General features: G+C 45.9%; 20 protein-coding genes. 12 read left to right on the top strand and 8 right to left on the bottom strand.

Going from position 1 to position 23,882, the window contains the following annotated elements:
- Positions 1-155: 155 nt before the first annotated feature.
- From era to G395_RS0108160, 3 genes are all read left to right on the top strand, one after another.
- Positions 156-1,079 (top strand): GTPase Era, encoded by a 924-nt coding sequence (era, locus tag G395_RS0108170; protein WP_026629607.1) that lies wholly within the window; start codon positions 156-158, stop codon positions 1,077-1,079.
- 64 nt (positions 1,080-1,143) lie between these two features.
- Positions 1,144-2,454 carry a ribosome biogenesis GTPase Der gene (gene der, locus G395_RS0108165; protein ID WP_026629606.1) on the top strand — a complete coding sequence of 437 codons (1,311 nt, stop codon included), beginning with the start codon at positions 1,144-1,146 and terminating at the stop codon, positions 2,452-2,454.
- A gap of 323 nt (positions 2,455-2,777) precedes the next feature.
- Entirely contained in the window at positions 2,778-3,161 is a 384-nt protein-coding gene (locus tag G395_RS0108160; RefSeq protein WP_026629605.1) for a hypothetical protein, read from the top strand.
- Positions 3,162-3,226: 65 nt separating this feature from the next.
- Here G395_RS0108160 and G395_RS0108155 read toward each other — a convergent pair whose 3' ends face one another.
- From G395_RS0108155 to G395_RS0108140, 4 genes are all read right to left on the bottom strand, one after another.
- Positions 3,227-4,063 (bottom strand): fumarylacetoacetate hydrolase family protein, encoded by an 837-nt coding sequence (locus tag G395_RS0108155; protein WP_026629604.1) that lies wholly within the window; start codon positions 4,061-4,063, stop codon positions 3,227-3,229.
- 91 nt (positions 4,064-4,154) lie between these two features.
- A complete protein-coding gene (uvrA, locus tag G395_RS0108150; protein WP_035360642.1) occupies positions 4,155-7,019 on the bottom strand; it encodes an excinuclease ABC subunit UvrA in 2,865 nt (954 codons plus the stop codon).
- Positions 7,020-7,135: 116 nt separating this feature from the next.
- On the bottom strand, positions 7,136-7,924 hold the full coding sequence (locus G395_RS0108145) for a cysteine hydrolase family protein (protein WP_026629602.1): 789 nt from the start codon (positions 7,922-7,924) through the stop codon (positions 7,136-7,138).
- A gap of 26 nt (positions 7,925-7,950) precedes the next feature.
- Entirely contained in the window at positions 7,951-8,502 is a 552-nt protein-coding gene (locus G395_RS0108140; RefSeq protein ID WP_026629601.1) for a hypothetical protein, read from the bottom strand.
- Between the two features lie 95 nt (positions 8,503-8,597).
- On the opposite strand from G395_RS0108140, the gene G395_RS0108135 reads away from it, so the two are divergent.
- The 4 genes from G395_RS0108135 to G395_RS0108120 all read left to right on the top strand — a co-directional run bounded on the left by G395_RS0108135 (position 8,598) and on the right by G395_RS0108120 (position 12,836).
- Positions 8,598-9,896 (top strand): hypothetical protein, encoded by a 1,299-nt coding sequence (locus tag G395_RS0108135; protein WP_026629600.1) that lies wholly within the window; start codon positions 8,598-8,600, stop codon positions 9,894-9,896.
- A gap of 71 nt (positions 9,897-9,967) precedes the next feature.
- A complete protein-coding gene (locus tag G395_RS0108130) occupies positions 9,968-10,945 on the top strand; it encodes a glycosyltransferase family 2 protein (RefSeq protein WP_026629599.1) in 978 nt (325 codons plus the stop codon).
- A gap of 13 nt (positions 10,946-10,958) precedes the next feature.
- Positions 10,959-11,717 carry a DUF5672 family protein gene (locus G395_RS0108125; protein WP_026629598.1) on the top strand — a complete coding sequence of 253 codons (759 nt, stop codon included), beginning with the start codon at positions 10,959-10,961 and terminating at the stop codon, positions 11,715-11,717.
- An 87-nt stretch (positions 11,718-11,804) separates the two neighbouring features.
- A complete protein-coding gene (locus tag G395_RS0108120) occupies positions 11,805-12,836 on the top strand; it encodes an OmpA family protein (protein ID WP_026629597.1) in 1,032 nt (343 codons plus the stop codon).
- 5 nt (positions 12,837-12,841) lie between these two features.
- On the opposite strand, the gene tpiA is transcribed toward G395_RS0108120, so the two are convergent.
- Positions 12,842-13,603 carry a triose-phosphate isomerase gene (gene tpiA / locus G395_RS0108115; protein ID WP_026629596.1) on the bottom strand — a complete coding sequence of 254 codons (762 nt, stop codon included), beginning with the start codon at positions 13,601-13,603 and terminating at the stop codon, positions 12,842-12,844.
- Positions 13,604-13,902: 299 nt separating this feature from the next.
- Between tpiA and G395_RS0108110 the strand changes: the two genes are divergently transcribed.
- The 5 genes from G395_RS0108110 to G395_RS0108090 all read left to right on the top strand — a co-directional run bounded on the left by G395_RS0108110 (position 13,903) and on the right by G395_RS0108090 (position 20,816).
- Positions 13,903-15,171: an aspartyl protease family protein gene (locus G395_RS0108110; RefSeq protein ID WP_026629595.1), complete on the top strand. Its 1,269-nt coding sequence runs from the start codon at positions 13,903-13,905 to the stop codon at positions 15,169-15,171.
- Positions 15,172-15,211: 40 nt separating this feature from the next.
- A complete protein-coding gene (gene mnmC2 / locus G395_RS0108105) occupies positions 15,212-15,868 on the top strand; it encodes a tRNA (5-methylaminomethyl-2-thiouridine)(34)-methyltransferase MnmC2 (RefSeq protein WP_026629594.1) in 657 nt (218 codons plus the stop codon).
- Between the two features lie 14 nt (positions 15,869-15,882).
- Positions 15,883-16,467, top strand: a complete 585-nt coding sequence (lpcA, locus tag G395_RS0108100) for a D-sedoheptulose 7-phosphate isomerase (protein WP_026629593.1) — start codon at positions 15,883-15,885, stop codon at positions 16,465-16,467.
- A gap of 39 nt (positions 16,468-16,506) precedes the next feature.
- Positions 16,507-16,944 carry an NUDIX domain-containing protein gene (locus tag G395_RS0108095; protein ID WP_026629592.1) on the top strand — a complete coding sequence of 146 codons (438 nt, stop codon included), beginning with the start codon at positions 16,507-16,509 and terminating at the stop codon, positions 16,942-16,944.
- Between the two features lie 89 nt (positions 16,945-17,033).
- Positions 17,034-20,816: a DEAD/DEAH box helicase gene (locus G395_RS0108090; RefSeq protein WP_026629591.1), complete on the top strand. Its 3,783-nt coding sequence runs from the start codon at positions 17,034-17,036 to the stop codon at positions 20,814-20,816.
- A gap of 15 nt (positions 20,817-20,831) precedes the next feature.
- Here the strand turns inward: G395_RS0108090 and G395_RS0108085 are convergent, their stop codons facing one another.
- From G395_RS0108085 to recQ, 3 genes are all read right to left on the bottom strand, one after another.
- Entirely contained in the window at positions 20,832-21,149 is a 318-nt protein-coding gene (locus G395_RS0108085) for a hypothetical protein (protein ID WP_157486617.1), read from the bottom strand.
- A gap of 153 nt (positions 21,150-21,302) precedes the next feature.
- Positions 21,303-21,686, bottom strand: coding sequence for a RidA family protein (locus G395_RS0108080; protein ID WP_026629589.1), 384 nt, complete (start codon positions 21,684-21,686; stop codon positions 21,303-21,305).
- Positions 21,687-21,719: 33 nt separating this feature from the next.
- The gene (gene recQ, locus G395_RS0108075; RefSeq protein ID WP_026629588.1) at positions 21,720-23,870 is read right to left on the bottom strand and encodes a DNA helicase RecQ; all 2,151 of its coding nucleotides are present in this window, start codon (positions 23,868-23,870) and stop codon (positions 21,720-21,722) included.
- Positions 23,871-23,882 lie beyond the last annotated feature (12 nt).

Genomic DNA, 23,882 nt, shown 5'->3' with positions numbered 1-23,882 from the left:
GTTGAATTGGAGTGCAAACATACGACTATACTCGATATGACGCAACTTTTGACCGATAAATAATTGAAGTTTTTTTGTAATTACCCTCCTTCACAACCTTTTATAGCAATTTCATGGGCGGAAAACCGTACTTTTGTGTGATTTTTAAGTAACACATGGAAGAAAAGACAGAAATAACAGTTCCTTTTCGCAACCACCGCGCCGGTTTCGTCAGCATTATTGGTAAACCAAATGTTGGTAAATCCACCCTCATGAATGTCCTGGTGGGCGAAAGGATGTCAATCATAACATCGAAGGCCCAGACGACGCGTCACCGCATTATGGGGATTCTGAATGGGAAGCATGAAGATATCCCGTTTCAGCTGGTTTACTCGGATACACCGGGTGTGATCAAGCCGGCTTATAAGCTGCACGATTCGATGATGACGTTTGTAAAAGGCTCATTGGAGGATGCGGACGTGGTTTTGTTCGTGGCGGAAATAGGAGAGAAGGTGGCGGATCATGAGGTTTTGCCTTTGCTGAAACGCGCCGATGCCCCGGTGCTGCTGGTTTTGAATAAAATAGATTTATCGGATCAGGAGCACGTTGACGCGAAAATGGCGGAATGGCAGGCGGCGATTGAACCGGATGCGATCGTGCCGATTTCGGCCTTGCACCAGGCGAACATTGCGACGCTTTTTGATGCCGTAATCACCAGATTACCATTCCATCCGCCGTATTTTGGCGAGGATGAACTTACGGATAAACCCGAGCGTTTCTTTGCTTCTGAAATGATCCGCGAGAAGATCTTTCTGAATTATCGCCAGGAAATTCCATACAGCTCCGAAGTTTTAATTACAGAATTCAAAGAACGGGACGACATGATCGTCATCCGCGCGGAAATCCTTGTGGAACGCAAGAGCCAGAAAGGGATCATTATTGGAGAAAAAGGAGAAATGCTCAAAAAGATCGGGACGCAGGCCAGGATTGATATGGAAGCGTTTTTTGGTAAAAAGGTGTTTTTGGAACAACATGTGCGGGTTGAGCCGGATTGGAGAAGTAAGGAAAACAAGCTGCGACAGTTTGGCTACGACGAATAATTTATAATAAAAGAAAGAAGGGCGGTTGATTGCGAACCGTTTGGACCACATTAATTAATACAAAATGGCAAATATTATTTCAATTGTTGGGCGTCCGAATGTGGGCAAATCCACATTATTTAACCGTCTTACGGAAAGTCGTAAGGCAATTATGGACAACCAGAGTGGCGTTACCCGTGACCGCCATTATGGTTACGGTGAATGGACCGATCAATATTTTACGGTAATCGACACCGGCGGCTATGTCGTTGGTTCAGAAGATATTTTTGAAGGAGCAATCCGTGAGCAGGTTGAGCTTGCATTGGAAGAATCCACGGTTGTTTTGTTCATGGTGGATACAATGACGGGCCTTACGGATCTGGACAAAGATTTTGCAAATGTGCTCAGACGGGTTAATAAGCCGGTTTATCTGGTTGCTAACAAAGCCGAAACGCAGGAACGTTACCAGTCTGCTGCTGAATTTTACGAGTTAGGACTTGGCGATCAGATATTTGCTATTTCTGCACAAACCGGTTTTGGAACGGGTGAATTGCTGGATCAGGTGATCACACATTTTGAAACACCGGGCATTGAAGATCCCGAGGCTGGAATCCCGCGTATTGCGATCATGGGTAGGCCGAATGTGGGTAAATCTTCTTTCCTGAATGTGCTTACAGGCACAGACAGAAGCATTGTGACGGACATCGCAGGCACAACCCGCGACGCCATTCACACGCATTACAATGCATTCGGTATGGAGTTTATCTTAACGGATACTGCCGGACTTCGCCGCAAATCACGCGTTAACGAAGACATTGAGTATTATTCCACATTGCGTTCGGTGAAGGCGATGGAGGAATCCGATGTTTGTATTATTCTTTTGGATGCGACATTGGGCCTTGAAGGTCAGGACATGAACATTATCGGCCAGGCTGATAAGGCGAAGAAGGGCATTGTGATCATGGTCAACAAGTGGGACTTGGTTGAAAAGGATTCCAAAACGGCTGATACATTCAAAAAAGCGCTTCTGGAAAGACTTGCTCCAATGAACTACATGCCGATCATTTTCGCTTCTGTGGTTGAAAAACAGCGCATTCACCAAGTGATGGAGAAGGCAATGGAAGTTTATAAAAACAAAACCAAGAAAATCACGACTTCGAAGCTGAATGAAGTGATGCAGGCTGAAATTGAGAAATATCCGCCGCCGGCAGACAGAGGAAAGTATATCAACATTAAATATATGATCCAGCTGCCTACGCCGTCGCCGACGTTCGTGTTTTTCAGCAGTAATCCGAAGCACGTGAAGGAGCCTTACCTGCGTTACCTGGAAAACAGGATGCGCGAGAACTTTGATTTTTCAGGGGTTCCTATTACGATCTTTTTCAGGGAGAAGTAAGATAATCAATGTTATATGCAAAACGCCGGGCCTTCGAGTCCGGCGTTTTTGTTTTATCGGGTAACTACTACATTTCAGCCGGTAAAATACGCGTTTCGTCTTTTTTTGGTCAGCCGCTGCAACCTTTTGAATTACCTTTACATCTGTTAATACGAAGGATCTGCCGTTCAACATTTTTAGTCTGCAAAAAATATTTGCTAAAAAGTGTTAAAAACAAGGTACTATGTATTGCAAGATACCTAGGAAAACATATATATTTGTACAGTCAATTAGTTACATCGAAATCGCATCCTGATTTTTCTTCTGAACGACCAAACATAGCCATGAAAACACTTAAAATAGTAACACTCTTAGTTCTGTTCAGCTTGCAAGCTGGCGCAACCGGCTACTCGCACAACATGTTTGTAGCCCACAAAAAATTACAGGCAGGGAAAGAGTGCGTGCAACCCAGCGAACGCATTGTTGCGAAAAAAGCAAAACCAACAAATGTCGTGAAGCACCACGCAAGTGTGAAGCGCGTTACAGCAATCACTGCTCAGCTTACAAGCAATTCGGAGCCTATGACATTGAACGAAAGAATTTTGGAAGCGGGTCCTTCTTCATTCTTTTCAAGTGAAGAAAATAGCGATGCTGACGATTCAATTGTTACAAAACTGATCTCATTCGTTCGCTGCGCGATTTACGCATTCATCGGATTGCCAAGCTGATCCGATCCCATATTCACCATGAATTAAAAAGCTGCAACCTTAATAGTTGCAGCTTTTTTCGTTTTTCAGCCGACCACATTCGTCAATGTGCCGATGGGCTCAATGGAAATGTGAATGATATCGCCTTGTTGTAGTGTAAAATCGGATGGGGGAATGATGCCGGTGCCGGTCATCAGGTAAGCGCCGTGCGGGAAAGCCATTTCGAGGAAAAGGTAACGAAGCAGTTCGTCGGGCTTGCGTTTCATCTGGGATAATGTCACTTCGCCGCTGAAAACTTCTTCGCCTGAGCGGACAATGGCAATGTCGATCACCGTGTTCTCGCCAAGCGGAAATTCCGGCACATACAGGCACGGACCAATGGCCGCACTTCCCGTATAGGACTTAGCCTGAGGCAAATACAACGGATTTTCACCTTCAATGCTCCTGGAACTCATATCATTGCCAATGGTGTAACCTACCAATGTTCCGGATGAGGAAGCAAATAATGTGAGTTCCGGTTCGGGCACATCCCAGGTGGAATCTCGGCGGATGCGGACGGTTCCGTGGTTGCCTACAACCCGCCAGGCGGTCGATTTGAAGAAAAGCTCGGGTCTTTCGGCTTCGTAAACGCGATCGTAGAAACTTCCGCCGCCTGCTTTTTCGGATTCTTCCATGCGGGCCGTGCGGCTTCTGAAATAGGTTACGCCCGAAGCCCAAACTTCCTGAGAACCAATGGGCGCCAGGATTTCGGGCATAGGAAGATCATCTGTGAAAGTCATCGGAATTAGGCTTTCAATTTGTATTTCAAGCCAATCGTACAGATCGTCGCGGTTCACAGCAACGTCCCAGTCGGTTTCATGCAAACGATAAAAAAGATCGTCCCTTTCCAGCAGGATGCCGTTTTCTGTTTTATATAACTTCATAAGAATCGCATTTGGTTTCGGTTCAATAAGGCTTTTCCCTATTGTCTTTACTGCATAATCTACGATTCTTCGCTGTAATCAGGCTATTTGATCAGATTTTGTCTTTCAGGAATGTGGCAGTGTAATTGTCGTCGATCTTGGCCATTTCCTCCGGCGTTCCGGCAAATGTAAGGTAACCACCGCCATCGCCGCCTTCAGGACCAAGATCAAGGATCCAGTCGGCGCTTTTGATCACTTCCATATTATGCTCAATAATGATTACACTATCACCCTGGTCTACCAATGCATTAATGGCTTTCAGAAGCTTCTTAATGTCATGAAAATGCAGACCGGTTGTGGGTTCGTCAAAGATAAAAAGGGTTTTTCCTTTGTTGGAAGAGCCTTTTCCCAGGAACGACGCCAGCTTCACACGCTGCGCTTCCCCACCCGATAATGTGTTCGAAGATTGTCCTAACCCTACATAACCCAACCCTACTTCTTGCAAAGGCATTAGCTTTTCAACCAACTTTGGTTCAGTGGGTTTGAAAAACTCAATGGCTTCATCCACGGTCATATCCAGGATTTCGGCTACATCTTTATCATGGTAACGCACTTCCTGGATTTCCTGCTTAAATCTTTTGCCATTACAGCCTTCACATTTAAGGTAAATGTCGGCCATAAACTGCATTTCAATCTTCACCTGGCCTTCGCCCTGGCAAATTTCACAGCGCCCGCCATCCACATTAAAAGAGAAATGGGAAGGTTTATAGCTGCGTGCTTTCGACAATGGCAGATCGGCCATCATCTGGCGGATGTAATCGTAAGCTTTAATGTATGTAACGGGGTTAGAACGGGATGATTTTCCAATCGGATTCTGGTCAATCATTTCCACGGCTTCAATGCGGTCAATGCTGCCCGTGAGCTCGTCGAACTTCCCAACTTCCTCACTAAATTCCCCCTTCATACGCATTAGCGCAGGATAAAGGATTTTTCGGATCAATGTTGATTTTCCCGAACCGCTGACGCCCGTAACGACCGTTAACGTGTTCAGTGGAATGGTAACATCGAGTTCTTTCAGGTTATTTTCCCGTGCGCCTTTGATTTGCAAATGGTGCAGCGACTGACGTCTGATCTTCGGAACCGGAATGGAGTCATTTTCCAGCAGAAAATCCAATGTGTGGGATTGAATGCCGTCTTCGCTGTTTTCGGTATAACCATTGTTTTTCAACTCAGAAATATCTTCCCAATTGCCCTGAAAAACAACGTGTCCGCCGCCTGTTCCGGCTTCCGGACCAATGTCAATGATCTGATCGGCGGCGTGCATAACCTCTTCCTCATGCTCCACAACGATCACTGTATTGCCAAGATCGCGCAAAGATTCGAGTACGCCAACCAAACGTTGCGTGTCTCTCGGATGCAAGCCAATGCTCGGCTCATCCAGAATGTACATCGAGCCCACCAATGCGCTTCCGAGTGAAGTCGCCAGCTTAATCCGCTGAAATTCACCACCGGATAATGTGCTCGTAAGTCGGTTTAATGTTAGATAACCCAAGCCTACGCGGATCATATAATCCAGACGCGTCTCAATTTCGGTCAAAACCCGCCTTGCGATTTGCCGGTCGTGTTCGCTGATTTCCAGGTTTTTGAAGAATGCTGAAACATCTTTGATCGGCATTAAAACCAGATCTGTGATAGAAGCACCGCCCAGTTTTACGAACGAAGCGTCTTTCCGCAAACGCGATCCGCGACAATCCGGGCAGGTTGTGCGTCCGCGGAAACGCGAAAGCATAACCCGATATTGAATTTTATAGGTCTGCGTTTCCAGCTCAGCGACGAAATCATTTAGTCCCTGAAAATATTGGTTACCAGTCCAAAGCAGGTCTTTTTGCTCGTTAGAAAGGTCTTTGTAAGGTCTGTGAATGGGAAAATCAAACTTAGCGGCATTGCGGACGAGCGGTGTAAGCCATTCCCCCATTTTTTCGGTCCGCCAGGGAGCAATCGCCCCTTCATATATAGATAAGCCCTTATCAGGAATGACCAGATCAGGATCAATGCCTAATATTTTACCAAAACCCTCACACCTTTTGCAGGCGCCGTAAGGGTTATTGAAACTAAAAAGATTGACCGTAGGCTCTTCAAACGACATGCCGTCCAGCTCAAACTTATCCGAAAAAACCCGGCGCTCGCCATTCAGCACCTGCACAATGCAAATTCCTTCTCCTTCGAAAAAAGCAGTTTGAACAGAATCTGAAAGCCGATATTGCGTGTCTTCATCGTCGTGCTTTATGCCGGCACGGTCTATTAAGATAAAAACCTGGTTTCCGGCCTGCGGATAATTGTCAGGGTTTTCGAGAATGTCTTCAATAGAAACGACCTCATCATTGAGATAAATTCTATTATAACCTTTTGATAATAAAATTGTTAACTCCTCTTCCTGCGTGCGTCCCTCGCGAATGTGCAATGGTGCCAGGATCATGACGCGCGTTCCCTCCTCATGGCCAAGCATGAAATTGACCACGTCCGTAACCGTATCTTTCCGCACCAGTTCGCCTGAAATCGGTGAATAAGTGTGCCCTATGCGCGCAAAAAGCAATTTGAGATAATCATAAATCTCCGTCGAAGTCCCCACCGTAGAGCGTGGATTCCGTGTGTTCACCTTTTGCTCAATGGCAATGGCAGGCGAAATGCCTTTGATATACTCCACTTCCGGCTTCTCCATCCGGCCCAGAAACTGCCGAGCATAACTGCTCAGACTTTCGACATACATGCGCTGCCCTTCGGCAAACAATGTATCAAAAGCTAGCGAAGACTTGCCCGAACCGGAAAGTCCCGTGATCACCACAAGCTTGTTCCGTGGAATGGCAACATCAAGATTTTTAAGATTATTAACTCGGGCGCCTTTGATCAGAATGTATTGTCTCGGATCCAGATCATCGAATTGGGCAGCTTCAATCCGCGGCACAGGTAATTGCATCATAGGAGAAATCAATGGGATAGCCGGCGCATGTTTGGTCACACACCGATCTTTATATTAACCAAAAGTACATTTATTTAGTTTGGCATTTCAGGGCGGAATCTTCCAATGCGGCCCTGTTACAGCTGGACTGCGTTTGCCTTCAAAAAAGTCATTCCCTTTTGCGCCGCTTCTTCATAAATAGGGTCGGCGACATCTTCGAAATTGGTCACATTGGACATGCAATCCGTCAGAATGGTCACCTTCGGGGCCAATTCAGGGGAATACTTTAAAATTTGATTGATGCTCGTCGCCACACAATGTGAACGCGCTTCGCCCGCTATGAGAATTTCATCAAACGTAGCAAGCTCGTTCAAAAATGCCTGATCCAGTTCTGTTTCGGGCGCATTAGCAACCGGGACCTGTGCACGAAAGACGCCAAAATGCTCGGTTAAGGGGTTTGTTCCTTTGATAACCGCCTTATAATCCCGGCCTGTCCGGTGTGTCCAGGCGAGCAATGCGTCCATGATGGTATCATCCAGTGCAGCGCCTTTGGAGCCGATCAGGCAATGTTCCGGCCAGATGAAATGCATGAATTCGCCTTCGGCTTCCAGCGTTTCCAGATATTGAATCACATAATCGCTTTCGTAGCGCGGCGTCCACTTTCCGGCTTTCACATTGGCAGCCGTAATCCGGGTGAAAGGCGCCACCGTGTTTCCATTCGCATCTTCCCAAAACAGCGGATGCGCAATGTCCAGGACTTTATGCGTATCCAGCGTCGCGAAAATGGCGTCGATCTTTTCGCCTTCCAATGCGATCAGTTTCGCAATCCTTTCCACGTCCTGCTCGGCACCGGGCACAAATAGTGCACCTTTTGGATTACAAAAATCAAACTGTGCGTCGATGAGCAATAGTGCTGTTTTTTTCATTTGGGACGATATGGGATTGAGGCCGTTTAATGTTCCAGTTCTTTCGGGATTTCCATCTGGCGCGCATACATTTTGGAACATAGCGTGTAGAGTGAGGCTAGCATGCGGTTGGTGTCCTTCATGTAGTCCACGCGATAATCTTCGTCGAGCTTATTATATGCATTCAAAATCACCTGCGCTTTTTTGGCCAGATACAGCGCGCAAGTGTCTGCACGGGAAGAATAGGTTTTCAATATATCCGCATATTGCTCCATGAAAGTGTTCATCAGGAACAGATTAAGCTCAATGCTGCCGATTTTATCCTTAGTAACCTTCACATGATAAGAAATATCGCCGCTCAGGTTGCGCATATCCATTAACACCCAGCCAGGCGTATTTTGGTTGGATTTCGAAGTCCTGGTAATGCGGCCGATAATCTCCTCCCGCCGCTCGGGAATAGTGGCGCTGTCTTCGATCAGCTCAAAGTGGAGCCGGTCTGAAAGCGTTTTATCTTTCGTGATCAGCCTTAGCAGCAGCTTATCCTTTTCTTTGGCCGGCATTTGGATAATCGCTTTTTTAAGTTGATCGGGTAATGCCATAAAGTAGATTTAACATACTTAAATTTACAATCCAGGAATACGCGGTTAACTTTATACAACTCAACATTCCTTCGCTTTTGACAAAAATATCAGATATGCCTAAATATCTTTCTATCGGTTTAAGCATTGCTATCTTTTTGGTCTTCTGTGTGACGCTTTTCTCCAACACGCTCAACATGCCGTCTTTCGACGACTACGACACGACCATCGGATTTATCAAACGCATCTTTTTTGACGATTATACTGCCAAAGGAAAAGTTGAAATCCTGTTTGGCAGACACAATGAACACCGGATCATCATAACAAGGCTCGCTGCCGCAGCATATTTCAGCATTTTTCACCAGGTCGATTTTGCTAATCTCGTGTTTTTTCAAAATCTGATGCTCCTTTGTTTCTTCATCTTAATGTTGGTAATTATGGACAATAACAGGCTGCTACATGCTGAAAGCATCCTTTTAGCCTCGGTATTTTTGTTCAGTCTCGGGTTCTGGCAAGTTTCATTTTACTATTGGGCCGGAAGCCAGCATTACGCGGTGTTTCTTTTCTGTTTCCTGAGCCTTTTTTTCCTGAATAAATCACAAACCATTAACAGCAAGCATTTTTTCCTGGCGGTCCTGTTCGTCATTATTGCGGTTTTTTCTTTTGGGAACGGGTTTCTTGGCTTGCTACTGGGTGCATTTATGCTGTTGGTTCAAAAAAAATGGCCACAACTGATTGCCTGGACGGGCTTTTCTGCTGTTTTGCTCTGGATTACATTCGTCCTGGGTACGCAAGTGGTTGTCGGGCGCGACGTTCCTTTCAACTTCAACTGGATGAAAAGCCTGCTGCTGACTTTCCTGGGCAGTTTCGCTTATGTTAACCCAGCCAATTATTCCGACATCAACATTAATTTTTGCATGATCCTGGGAACGACCGTGCTTTTGGTCTGGATATGGCTGTTTTTTAAAGGTTATCCGCGTCAGAATCCGCTGCTATACTGCATGCTTTCCATGCCCATATTCACTGGCTTCGTGATATCTGTTTCAAGGTTCGAGTACCAGGCCTTTGGTGGTGTGGCGCCGCGCTATATGTTTTTCACGGCGACGATTCCGGTAATCCTGATGCTTATTTTTCTTGATCTTAAAATACTGCGCATCCGGCACTTACGGATTTTGGCCTGGGCGGGTGTGCTGCTTTGGGGCGTCGTTTATGTCAATAACCGGAAAGCGTTGAAAGAAATGAATAAGGATCTGGCACAAAGGGTGCTTGCCTGGCAGAGCGATCCCGAAACGCGCCTCATTCATTTCAACGAAGCGAAGCCTTCCTCCGAGGCGCTGCAATGGGCCATTGACAATAATGTGGTGAAGATTCCTGATTTAAATGAATTCCAGGACACAGAAACCGTTCAAAACTGAGGTCGCAGTTGTGGATAGTGTAAATTGACTGCTAACTTGCAGCGTTTTTTAAATTCTTTTGCAGATTTTTTATGATTTCAGTGGCTTTGTGTACTTACAACGGGGCAAAATATTTGTCCGAGCAGTTGAAGAGCATTGCTGATCAGACACTGCCGGTTGATGAGTTGGTTGTTTGTGATGACCGGTCGAAAGATAATACCATTGAAATTATCCAATCATTTGCCGCAGGAAGTGCTTTTCCGGTTCACATTCATATCAACGAAACGAATCTCGGCTCGACTAAAAATTTCGAGAAATGCCTTTCCCTATGCACGGGTGACATTATTTTCCTTTGTGATCAGGACGACAAATGGCGCCCCGACCACGTTCAGAAACAGGCGGATTATCTGAATGCACATCCCGATAAAGATGCCGTTTTCTGTGACGCCATGAAAATGGACGACGATTCAAAGCCAGTCGGCAGCACAATCTGGGAGGAAATTGAATTTGATTCAAAAAAACAGAACAAGTGGAAAGAGGGCAAAGCGCATGAGATCCTTTTCACAGGGTTTATTGTGACGGGGGCAACCTTAGCGATCAGACAATCGTGTCTGGCGCGGTTGATGCCATTTCCAACCAATGTTCCTGACCTCATTCACGACGCCTGGATGGCCATAGTGCTCAGCCTCGAAGGCAAAATTGATTTTATTCCCGAAACACTCATTTATTACCGCATTCACGCCAGCCAGCAGGTTGGTTTCGGAAATAAAGTGGACAAAGTTCAGCTCAAAGACCGGCTGAAACGCGACCGCACCAAGAAATTGATCCCATTGAAGGAAAAAGGGGAAAAGCTGCTCGGAATGTACAGGCTTTTGCAGGCACTCCCTTTTGTGCCGCAAGAAAAACTAGTCAAGCTGGACCTTGCGCAGAAACACTTTTTTAAACGCGCCGCATTGCCCGATAACCGGCTTTTGCGCCTTCCCACGGTTGCCAGCCACGTCATTCAGGGCCATTATCATTTTAGCAGCAAAGATTGGTGGTTGCCTGCCATGGGCGACTTACTCGAATAATGATCCGGTTATAGTGAAATCAAGCAAATCAAAATCTTCCGTTGCAGTTGTTATCCCGGTTTATAAATCGGTGATGAATGAGAATGAAAAACTGTCATTGAAGCAATGCATGAAGGTTTTGGGAAATTATCCTATCAAAATCGTCAAACCGGCAAGCCTGGATTTGAGCGCTGTAACGGGCGCTTACCCAAACATTGAGCTTGTTAGTTTCGAGGATGCATTCTTCAAAGACATTGCAGCCTACAACCGGTTGATGATCTCCATTGATTTTTACAAAACATTTCTTGCCTACGAATACATACTGATCTATCAGCTAGACGCTTACGTTTTTCAGGATTCACTTTTGGCATGGTGTGCAAAAGGTTTTGATTATGTAGGAGCCCCCTCGCTGCATATGCCTGCGCTTGACGCACTGGGAGCAGGGGCTTATCAGCAATTTGCCGATGCGCTTTCCACGCACCGCGTTGTGTTCAATGGTGGATTATCATTAAGGCGCATTCCGGCTATTATTCGCTATTTGAAGATTTATAATGCAGTTTATCCGGCTTGGGTAGGGAATGAGGATATGCTTTTTTCGCAGGAAGCAACGCGGTTAATTCCTATGAAATTGTTTCTTAAACTACCTTCCTGGCATGAGGCGTTGGGTTTTGCATTTGAAAAAAGCCCGGCTGCAACATATGAGATCACGCAGCACAAACTGCCTTTCGGATGCCATGCCTGGGAGCGTTATGATCCGCAATTTTGGTCTGCCTTTATTTCTGACAATCAATAAGTTTCATTGTTTAACAAATTTTAACAAACTATCAGGAATGTTAGGACGTTCTTGCAGTTAGTTTCAAAAAGTTAAAAAAGTAATGTCATGAATTTCAAAGTGCTTTTGGCAGGAGCAGTTGCCATTGTATTTTCATTCAGTCCTGGTTTTGGACAAATCACAAATAACCCCAAAGTTGAGGAGCAGTCTGTGCCATATGTGACGATCAGGCGTGTAGAACTTACAGATCAGCAGACCATTATCCATTTTCAGTTTGTTGAAAAAAAGGCAATGCAGGTCCAGCCGCGCAATCTTCCATTCCCTATTCCCAGGAAACAGCAGCAGCAATTTCAGCAGCCTAATGCCGGTGCCATCTGGCTCGATCCGGAAACCCGGCTTTACAAGCCCGGAGAAATAGGTATAAAGTTCAAGTTTATCAAAGCGGACAACATTCCTACTTCGGGATCAAAAGAGATTATGCCCGGCGACACCGTCAATTTCGTGGCTTATTTTGAGCGACTGGATCCTGGAATTGAGGTTTTTGACTTTTATGAGGGGCGTAGCACGGGTGGAAGCCAGTCGTGGAATTTTTACGGCATCCACATTAAAAACCCGCTGAAAAAGGGAGTGAAAGCGCCGCAGGCAGCTGCAAAAGTAGAAAAGCCAGTTAAAAAGCCCGTTCAGCCCGCACCAAAGCCAAAAGTGGTAGAGAAACAGGAGCCAGCCGAAGAGCCGGTTGCGGTGGAACAGCCAAAAAGTGGTTTGGAAAAAATGAAAGCGGGGAAAATGGCAGTAGGCGAGACGATCAGCTTGCCGAATGTGTATTTTGAAACCTCAAAAGTGGACCTGCTGCCCGAATCATACGAAGAGCTGAATACGCTCGTGGATTTGCTGAAAGAAAGCGAGAGTATGAAAATCCGGGTTGAGGGACACACGGATAATGTGGGGGACTTTGACAAAAACCTGGACCTGTCCCGAAAAAGAGCAGAATCGGTTCGGCGATATTTAATTGAAAAAGGCATCGCTGCCGACCGGATCGAGGCGAAAGGCTACGGAGGCACCCGGCCATTGGCAAAAGGCACCTCCGAAGTCGAACGCAGCAAAAACAGACGGGTAGAATTTGTGGTTACCCAAATGTAACGTGCTTATCTCGCCTTGATAATGTTTGTAAACTCCCTGGATTTCAAGGATGCGCCACCTACCAGGCCGCCGTCGATGTCCGGGGAGCTGAATAATTCGGGAGCGCTTGCTGCTGTAACACTTCCACCGTACAGGATCGAAATTTCTTCCGCAACAGCCGCGCCATATTTAGACGCAATGTGCTGACGCAAAGCCGCATGCATTTCCTGCGCCTGCTCCGCCGAAGCAGTTAAGCCCGTTCCGATCGCCCAGATCGGCTCGTAAGCGATCACAACCGAAAGCAACTGTTCTTCCGAAAGGTGGAAAAGGCTTTCTGTGATCTGGTTTTTTACAAATCCGATATAATCTTCATTCTGACGCTGATCCAGCGATTCACCGCAGCAGAAAATCGGTGAAACGCCATTTGCAAGCGCCGTATTCACTTTTTCAGCCAGAAGCGCATTGTTTTCATTAAAATACTGACGGCGCTCGCTGTGCCCGATCAACACATATTCCACGCCGATCGATTGCAGCATTTGTGCCGAAATCTCTCCCGTATATGCACCCGAGACCTTGTCTGAACAGTTTTGTGCAGCCAGGGCAAAATTCGGGGCGCTCTCCAGATATTTTTTGATAGTAGTAAGATAAATGGAAGGAGGGCAAAGGATCACTTTTACATCACTTTGAACCTCATCATTCGCCATATTAACGAGTTCGGAAGTCAGCGCAACTGCTTCATCCAGAACTTTGTTCATCTTCCAGTTACCTGCAACAATTTTTTTTCGCATGAGAAAATTTTTATTGTGAAAAACGCCTTTTAACGCAACAAAATTACCATAATTTCCTCATTTACATTATTATCTATAAATGTTCTGAAAAATGTCAGAAACTTTGCACATATAAAGAATTTTTTGTGTTTAATTGAGATAAAATGCATTAATTTTACTTAGATAACCGATCGTGCCGTTTTCGGCACTTACTGTTCACCGAGGATAATAAAGACAGAGTTAAGCCATTTATAATCAACGTGTTCTATAATGTTTCTACCGGAGTTCAGAACTTAGCATTTTAAAGAAAGGAGGCCACGATGAAAACGTCTAAGTGGTTATTTGTAGCGATCATACTTTTTACGAGCAGCATAGCATTTGCTAAATCAGAAGATGTGCCCCCCGTTTCCGAGGAGAAGTATGGCTACTTTTTGGATAAAAATCACAAATCCACCCGCATCCCTTTTGAGCTGCATTCAAACCTGATCCTTTTGTATGCAAAAATTAACGACACCGACTCCCTCCGCTTTATTCTGGACACGGGAGTAAGTTCCATCATTATCACAGACCCCCACATTCTCAAACCGGACAAGCTGCGCCTGACCAGGAAAGTAAACCTCACCGGCGCCGGCGAAGGCAACAGCATTTCCGCGCATGTTGCGATCGATAACCGGTTTTCTATGGGCCGCCTCAAAGCCAATCACCAGAACATTGTCGTTTTGGAAGATGATTTTTTAAGACTTTCAGAATATGTCGGCGTGCCTGTGCATGGCATTTTTGGCTACGAAATCTTCAACAACTTTGTGGTCACCATCGACTTTTCGAAGAAAGAACTGATATTAATGCGCCCCGATAAATATCGTTATAGGACAAGAAAAGGCGACAAGCACCCGCTGATCATTGAGGATACCAAGCCATTTACAGATGCGGTAACCCTTTTTGCCGACGGCCGCGAGCACCCGATCCGGGTTTTGATTGATACGGGAGCCGGACATGCATTGCTGCTCAATAACACGCCGAAAGAATCATTCAGGCTTCCCGAAAAGGTCATACGGGCGCAGTTGGGACGTGGTCTGAATGGGGTGATTAATGGCAATCTCGGCAGGATAGACCGGCTGCGGCTGGGCCGTTTTACGATGGACAACATTGTGGCGTCGTTTCCAGACAGCATTGCATTTGGTTCCAAATTGCGCGCCGGGCAGTCGCGGCAGGGAAATATTGGGTGTGAACTGCTGCGCCGTTTTAAGGTAACAATGAACTATTCGCAGAGCTATATGGTGCTCAAACCGGTTAAAAGCCGTTTGCGTGAGAAATTTGAACATGATATGAGCGGAATGGAGATCCGTGCGGAAGGCATCGACCTGCGTTCTTACATTGTCAACCACATTGCCGACGATTCACCGGCTCGTAAAGCGGGGCTTTTGGAAGGCGATCAGCTTTTGTTTATCGATGATCATGCGGCTACGGACTTGAATGTCAGTGAGATTTATAAGCTCTTACAGCGTGGCGACGGGCGGAACATTGATTTGCTGGTAAAACGGAAGGGAGATATTTTCTTTACCCAAATTACCCTCAAAAGAATGATTTAGTTTACTTTTAAGCCAAATTCAATTAAATACGCGGCTTAACTTGGAACGCCTCATCGTAACCGAAGACGGTTCACATTCGCTGTATAGTCCACAGTACAATCAGCAATATCATTCATTACAAGGTGCGCTGGTCGAAGCAGAGCACATTTATGTTAATCTCGGTTTGCGTCCGATCCTTGAAGAGTCGGAATCTACGGTTTATGTTTTTGAAATGGGTTTTGGAACAGGATTAAATGCTTTCCTGACCTGGAAACTGGCCGACTTGCTCAATAAAAATATTTATTACGTCGCAGTAGAAGCCTTTCCCGTTACGCGGGACGAGGCTTTTTCTTTGAATTATGCCGCATTAACCGGCTACTCCGGCTTTATGGACCTGCACGACTGCCTCTGGTCCGCCGATTGCCCGCTTTCCGAAAATTTTACACTGCGGAAAGAACATTCCCGGCTCGAAAATTTTAAGTCAACCGAAAAATTTGATGTTATTTACTACGATGCCTTTGATCCGAGAGCGCAGCCGGAATTGTGGACAGCAGAAATATTTTCACAAGTAGCAGCCCAAACCCGGCAAGGCGGCGTATTGGTAACATATTCTTCTAAAGGAATTGTGAAACGTGCGTTGAGGGCAGCGGGTTTTGAAGTGCAGCGACACAGAGGACCGGGACGGAAAACCCACGTTTTGAAAGCGATAAAAATTTAAAAATCTTAATATAAATGGATTACGCCAGCATTATTAGCCAGGAATTAAAAGAAGCGCAAGCGGTCTTAGATCAGTTTTTGAATGACCCCATCCAAATTGAAAAAATAGAAAAAGCGGCGCGGTTAATGGCCGATGCGATTTTGGCAAACGGAAAGATTATTTCCTGCGGAAACGGTGGCTCACATTGTGACGCTATGCATTTTGCGGAAGAACTAACAGGCCGTTACCGTGATAACCGCCGTTCATTGCCGGCCATAGCCATTTCCGACGTAAGCCATTTGAGTTGCGTAAGCAATGATTATGGTTACGAATACGTGTTTTCAAGGTTTATTGAAGGCTTGGGACAACCCGGCGATGTGCTTTTCGGACTCAGCACCAGCGGGAATTCTGCGAACATTATCAAAGCCACCGAAGCAGCGCGTGCGAAGGGCATGAAAGTGATCATTATGTCAGGAAAAGACGGCGGTAAACTGGCCGGAGCCGCCGACATTGAAATTCGTGTCCCACACTTTGGCTATGCGGACCGCATTCAGGAAATCCACATTAAGGTGATCCATATTTTTATGCTTTTGATTGAAAAAATGGTTTTGCAGGAATAATAGGGCTATATTATCCCCTGCACACCAACTCCCAGACCCATGAATGTTCGTCCTTCTGCCATTATTTTACAAGATGAGCGCGTGCTCACTTTACGCTATTGCTATGGCGATCAGGAGGTTTATGCATTGCCCGGCGGCAATCCTGATCCCGGCGAAAGTCTCCAAGCCGCACTTGACCGCGAATTGAATGAGGAATTGGGCGTTATGTCGGATATCAACGAAATGGTGATCTGCGGGGAAGTGATCTGGAAAGAGATCGAAAAAGAAACCCTGCACATGGTTTTTCATACCAAAATCACAGGAGATCCAAAGTTGAACCCGGTCCATACAACTGCCGAGGAAATGGTTTGGCTTCCTATCCATGAACTGGATAAAAAATTGCTATATCCCAATGTCGGGAAGCAGATTCAGGACTTTGTGACTATGCTCACCAAATCGGGCCACATTGGCGTGATCGACCAGCCTTATATTAAATAGCGGAAATTCAGATTTTCCATATATTTTCTCTTCATTTCTATAAAAGAGAAACATACCGTACTTTTGCATTTTAAATGGCAGCAGGGTAAATGGAAAACGAAAAGAAGGAGAAATTATCCAACTTCTTATTAAGACGGACGGAGAAGGATGTATTGTCAAGAGGGCGTTCCATTTATAGCAGCGGGGGATTAAAGGTTTCCAAGCTTGACTACAATGGTCCGGGTAATGCCGAATTTAAGGTCAAGAGCGACTATTCTATTCAATTTTACCAAATATACATCCGGGATTTTCTTACGCCGCAGATCACCACCGAGTGTTCTTGCCCGGATAAAAATGGCCTTTGCAAGCACCGCGTGGCCAGCATTCTGTACATTCTCGATAAGATGCCGACCATCAAGCAGGTTGTTCATGAAATGAGCAGCACGGTGATCGAGCTGGCAGAGATTAAGGAACTTCAACTAAGAAATCTGGTCCTGGAAGATACCTGGAAAAACAGGGAATCGATCCAGAATGTCATCATTGTTTCGGCCAAAGAAGGTGAAGCTCAATGCATTGTGCGCGAAAATGAACAGGACTTCACAGTTGATTTTCAGCGGATCAAGAGCACCAAGCAGATCCATACTTCCTGCACTTGCAATCAGCAACTGTGGGTCCCCTTGTGTCAGCACAAGCTGGCTGCGTTGCTCAAACTGCGGGAGGAGCTCGGCCATCGCGCATTCGAAGTCATGCGTGATCTTACAGTTGAAAAAAATAATCTGCTGGAGGAATACGGCTATTCGCTGGAAGACGACATTAAGGGGAAGTTTGAATTCAAACTCGATGAAGAAGGCGGCCTATATCTGATTAAAGCCGATCCGGCATTGCAGAAAGTGGGTCCTTACCAGGATTGGCAAACATTAAGGGACCGCATTTTGCCCGCGCAGAACGTTTCTTTTAGTGTGTCGTCGGATAGTCAGCAGGAGGATGAGGACCGGATCTCTATTTTTGTTTTTTGGCCAAAAGGAAAAAATCATTTGCTGGACATTGGTTTCGGTGTTTTTTCGGTTAAATACAGCTCCAAATCGGAGAAGATTACCAACATTAAGAACATTGCAGGCGGTTCGAGCCATTACTATTCCGCGGACGAAATCCCTGTTTTAACAGACGCCGACGCACGCCTCGTTCGCATCGCGAAGCATTGGGAAGAAGGTTTGCAAAAATTTATCCGCAAGCAGGGCTGGGCTTACAATGCATATCTGCATTTTGATGACGTGAGTTCGGAGCAGCGTTATGAAGCCAGGAACTACGTTGGGAAGAACCTGAACAGGATTTTTAACGACCTGGATGCCGAGCGCATTTATCTGGCGGACGGCGATTATGTAACAAGTAACAACCAGCTTACGCAGCTGGAACTACATCGCGAGCCCGTGAAGCTTTTCTTTGTTCTTACTGAGGATAAAGAGTTTATCACATTAAATCCATACGTTGAACTGAAAGCTGGAAGTCCTTTGGAACTACAAAAAGTGGTTTCCCTGGATAGTTTCTGGCTGGGCATTCATAATGAAAAGACACTTTTCCGGTGGGCTGGCATCAGCGAGGCCGAAATGGTCGCTTACCTGGGTCAGACTGGATATAAAATCAGGGTTAGGAAGGAGTTTTCGGAAGAATTTCTGCGGGATTGGATCATTCCGGTTGCCGAGCAGTTCGATGTTATTTTTCAGACGCGGCACGAGGTGCTATCCCGTCCTTTAGCTTTTAGAAAGCCAAGGATTTATCTGAAAGAAGACGATGCTAACCTGTTGATCGTTCCCAATTTTGTTTATCAGGACGAAAACGAGGAAGGCTCCGAGGTTGTCTTCATGCACGACCAGCGTCGGAGCAAAACCGGCTTCGAAGACAATAAGATTACCATGCTGGAACGTGACCTGCCTGCTGAAAATGCAGTATGGGAATGGTTGAAATCCTTGAGCCCGGCTTTTGCGAACCAAACCGGCCAGCCGTTTTTCTATGTTCCCCTGGATCAGGTGATGAAAGGCGGATGGCTTTTTAGCTTCGTAGAGGCAGTCGGCAAAAAAAAATACGAGCTTTTGGGTTTCAAAGACCTGAAAAAAATGCGCTTCAACCCGAATCGCGGAACCGTGAAAGTGAATGCTTCCTCGGGGATCGACTGGTTTGATATGACGGTGGAAATCACATTCGGCGACCAGCGGGTTTCCCTGGCGGATGCGAAAAAAGCATTGTTGAAAAAGCAGAATTACGTTCAGTTACAGGACGGTTCGCTGGGTGTCTTGCCCGACGAATGGATCAGCAAGCTGGAACCATTGCTGCAATTCGGTAGGGTGAACGGAGATAAAATCCATTTGTCGAAAATCCACTTTTCACTTATCGACGAACTTGTTTCGGAAACGGATAATGAAGAGGTGTTCCGGGAACTTCATGAGAAGAAACAAAAACTCCTCAATTTCAAGCAAATCCCTAATGTTGCATTGCCGGAAAATGTGAATGCGACATTGCGGCAATATCAGGAAGAGGGTTATAAATGGATCCATTTTCTGGATGAATTTGGTTGGGGTGGTTGCCTTGCGGATGATATGGGTTTGGGAAAAACCCTGCAAATGCTGACCTTCCTGCAACAGCAGAAAAACCTTAATCCGCATAATACGAATCTCGTCGTAGTCCCTACTACGCTCATTTTCAACTGGCAGGCAGAAGCCTCGAAATTTACACCTGACCTAAGCCTTTACGTGCACAGAGGCATGGCGCGCCGGAAAGACATTGATATTTTCCGTGAATACGACATTATCCTCACCACTTACGGCACTATGCGCAGTGATGTGGAGCTGCTTCGGAAATTCGATTTTAATTACATTGTCCTGGATGAAGCGCAGGCTATCAAAAACCCGGATTCGCTGACCTCGAAGGCTTCCAGACTGCTGCACGCCAAGAATCGTCTGACGATGACGGGAACGCCGGTGGAGAACAATACATTTGACCTTTATTCCCAATTTGAATTCCTGAATCCGGGCATGCTGGGCCATGCAGACTTTTTCCGTAGCGAATACGCGACGCCAATCGACAAATATCAGGATAAAGAGAAAGCTGCTGAATTGCGTAAGCTCGTGTATCCATTCATGCTGAAACGCACGAAGGAGGAGGTTGCGACGGATTTACCTGACAAGACGGAAACCATTCTGTTTTGTGAAATGGGACAGAAGCAGCGAAAAGTATACGATACATTCCGCGAGAAATACAGACTGGAAATTGCCGAAAAACTGGCCACGGAAGGGCTTAATAAAAGCAGTTTCCTGATTCTGGAAGCATTGTTGAAATTAAGACAGATTTGCGATTCACCTTCGATCTTGTCCGGTGACGAAGATTTCGGCAACGAATCGGCTAAGCTTGAAGAAATTGTAAGGGAGATCGAGGAAAATGCTTCGAATCATAAAATTTTGATTTTTAGCCAGTTTCTTGGAATGCTGGATCTGATCCGGCAGCATTTGGAAAAAGTGAACATTCCTTATGAATATCTGGATGGACAAACCGTCGATCGCGCGGGTCGCGTGAACCGTTTCCAGAATGATCAGACTTGCCGGGTATTCCTGATGAGCTTAAAAGCAGGCGGTGTGGGCCTTAATCTCACGGAAGCGGATTACGTTTATCTTGTGGATCCCTGGTGGAACCCGGCGGTAGAAAGGCAAGCCATTGACCGGACGCACCGGATAGGCCAGACGCGCAAAGTGTTTGCCTATAAAATGATTTGCAAGGATACGATTGAAGAGAAAATTCTTTTGCTTCAGCAGCGGAAGCAAGATCTCGCGGAAGACCTGGTTGGCGGGGAATCTGGCTTTATCAAAAAACTTAGTCAGGAAGACATTATGGGCCTTTTTAGTTAAGCGCCCATAGTGTCTTTAATTATTAAGCAGTTTCGTTCCCGACGAAATGTTAAGCAGGCTGTTGTTCATCAATTTTACCGAACTCACCGACTGCGAAGAACTATCTAAGGAAGTAAAATCAAATAAATCGGATTTTGACAGAATAGTCACTTCCTGCGCCTGGCGTGATTTGGATAATTCCTGGTTTGCCAGTTCACCACTTCTATCTATTGAGGGAATATTGTACATTTTTTCCACATTCCCACCCGTCATTGCTTTGTAACGTGCCTCTTTTTGTAATACACAAAGTCCTAGTAAAAAGGTGGCTATGAGCAACGTATGTTTATTTTTCATAATTAAGATGTCTATTTTTTAAGGGTCCTTTTCAGACAACTACTACACAAAGAGCAATTTCCGCTCCAGATGGTTGTAACCGTTAAAAAATTATTTTAGTACAAAAAAGTGCCTTATGATTATGCAAAGGCCTTTTTTAACTATTTCAATATATTACGACACAATGGCCGTGAACTCTATTTCAATTAAATATTCCGGCGCAACGAGTTTGCTGATCTCGTAAAGCCCCGTAACAGGCTTGATATCCCTGAAAAAAGCGCCGTGCGCTCTTGCGATCTCGTCAAACAGGCTTATGTCAGTTGTAAAAATGCGTGTGCGAACAACATCATTTAAACTGGCTCCGGCCTCCTGCAAAACCTTTTCGATTCTTTCAATAATGTTATTCGTCTGGGCAAAAGCATCATCTGCCTTTACCTTTTCTCCATCAACAATGGCAACAGTGCCGGCAACTTCTATAATGTTACCAATGCGCACCGCGCGGCAGTATCCCATTTTGTCTTCCCAGGGAGAACCGGATAGTATATTTTGTCTTGACATGGCATTAATAGTATAATGATGTAAATATAAAACTTAATTCCGTGATTCCTCGAAAAGTGCAAGTGCGAGCCGGATCTGTCCGTAGTCGAATTGCTCATTAAGCAGCTCGAAAAGGGGTTTGAGCGGATCATTTTTTCCAACCTGAATTTCTTGTGCAGCTTGGATTATCGTATTATATGCCTGATTATCAATGAGTGATCGCAAATCAATATTGTGCCCGTCTTCTTTTAGCTTAATTAAATGCGAAATAATGGTGACTGTACTAAGATCACGTTTTTCTGCAATTATTTTTAAAGAGTAACCTTCCAGATACAAATCCAGCGTTTCTACATAGGTCATTCCCTTTACCACGCGTGTTCCGGGCTTCGTATTTTCCCTTGCAAAGGCCAGAATTTCGTTAATGAATGTTTCGCCATAACGACGGAATTTCTCTGCACCAATCCCTGAAACGGCTTTCATCTGCGCCTCAGAAATTGGCTTTTTCTGCGCCATCTCTGAAAGCGTCGCGTCGCTGAAAACGACATAAGGCGGAACGCCCAGCGCGTCGGCCATTTGCTTTCTTAGTATGCGCAGGCGTTCGAACAATGCATCGCGAATGATTTCCTGCTTCGGTTTTTCTTTCGGAACCAGCGCTTCTTCCTTGGCTTTGCGTTCGGAGATTGGAATGAATTTCACGAGCTCCACCTTGCGTTTGCCTTTCAAAACCTGCTTGCTGACCGGATTTAGCTTGAATGAATGTGCTTCGTCGTACGCAATGTCCATCACGCCGGAGTTGAGCAGCTGGCCAATGTATTCCGCCCATTCTTCCCCGCGAAGCTCATTCCCGACGCCAAAGGTGGGAAGCCGGTCGTAGCCGTGTTGCAAAATGTTGCGGTTGCGGCTGCCCCGCAAAATATCGATCAGCATCCCCATCGCTATTTTCTGGTCGGTGCGGGCAATGCCGGAAAGGGCTTTCTGGGCGATAACGGTGGCATCGAACCGCGTTCTTGGGTTTCGGCACACGTCGCAGTTTCCGCAGTCGTAATCCACAGCTTCATTGAAATAGCTGAGTAAGATGCGCCTCCGGCAAATGTCCGCTTCCGCATATTGCTTCATCCGGTTCAGTTTGGCGTGCAAAAGCTCTTTCTGCTCCGCCGACTGATCCGAATTGTTGATCATATCTTGCCTGGTAATGATATCCAGGAAGCTGTAAAAAAGCACGGTGTCCGAAGGAGAGCCGTCGCGCCCGGCACGCCCGATTTCCTGGTAAAAGCTCTCCACATTGGATGGCAAATTATAATGGATCACCCAGCGCACATTGGATTTATCAATCCCCATTCCAAATGCAATGGTGGCTACGATGACCTGAATGTCATCTTTCAGGAACTGTTCCTGCACGCGTGACCGCTTATCGGGAGCTAATCCTGCGTGATAATATTCGGCTTTGAAGCCGGCGTTTTTCAGGCTCGCCGCAACAGTTTCGGTCCCTTTACGGCTCAGACAGTAAATGATGCCGGCTTGTCCTTCGTGTTTTTTCAGAAACTCCTGGATTTGCTGCATGCGTTTTCTACCCGGAAGCACGCTCAGGTTAAGGTTCGGCCGGTCAAAACTGGCGATGAATGTTTCTGCAGATTCAATGTTCAGCTGTTTCAGGATGTCGCGGCGTGTTACCCGGTCGGCGGTTGCTGTTAATGCAATGACCGGAATGTCGGGAAAGCGCATTTTTAAAGTGTTCAGCTGGCGATATTCCGGGCGGAAATCGTGGCCCCAGGACGAAATACAGTGCGATTCGTCCACAGCAAACAACTTCACATTCCACTCGCGTAAAAAATCAAATGTATTTCCCGAAAAAAGGCGTTCGGGTGCAATGTATAGCAATTTCAATTCGCCTGTTTTGGCTTGCCACATCACGCTATCCTGCTCAGCGCCAGACAGGGACGAGTTCAGAAATGCAGCATTCACCCCGTTCCCACGCAATGCTTCCACCTGATCCTTCATCAATGCGATCAGGGGTGAGATAACAATGGTCAGGCCGTCTTTAAGTATGGCGGGAATCTGGAAACAGACTGATTTTCCGCCGCCGGTTGGCATAAGGACGAGGCAATCTTTGCCTGCCATGACGGTGTCAATGATTTCGGCTTGCTGCGGTCTGAAGGAGTCGTAACCAAAATATTTTTTAAGTGCTTCTAGTTTGTTGTCTTGCATTGGATCTTGAAA

The organism is Dyadobacter alkalitolerans DSM 23607 (genome assembly GCF_000428845.1).
GTDB lineage: Bacteria > Bacteroidota > Bacteroidia > Cytophagales > Spirosomataceae > Dyadobacter > Dyadobacter alkalitolerans.
This window is presented reverse-complemented; position numbering and strand designations above follow the sequence as displayed.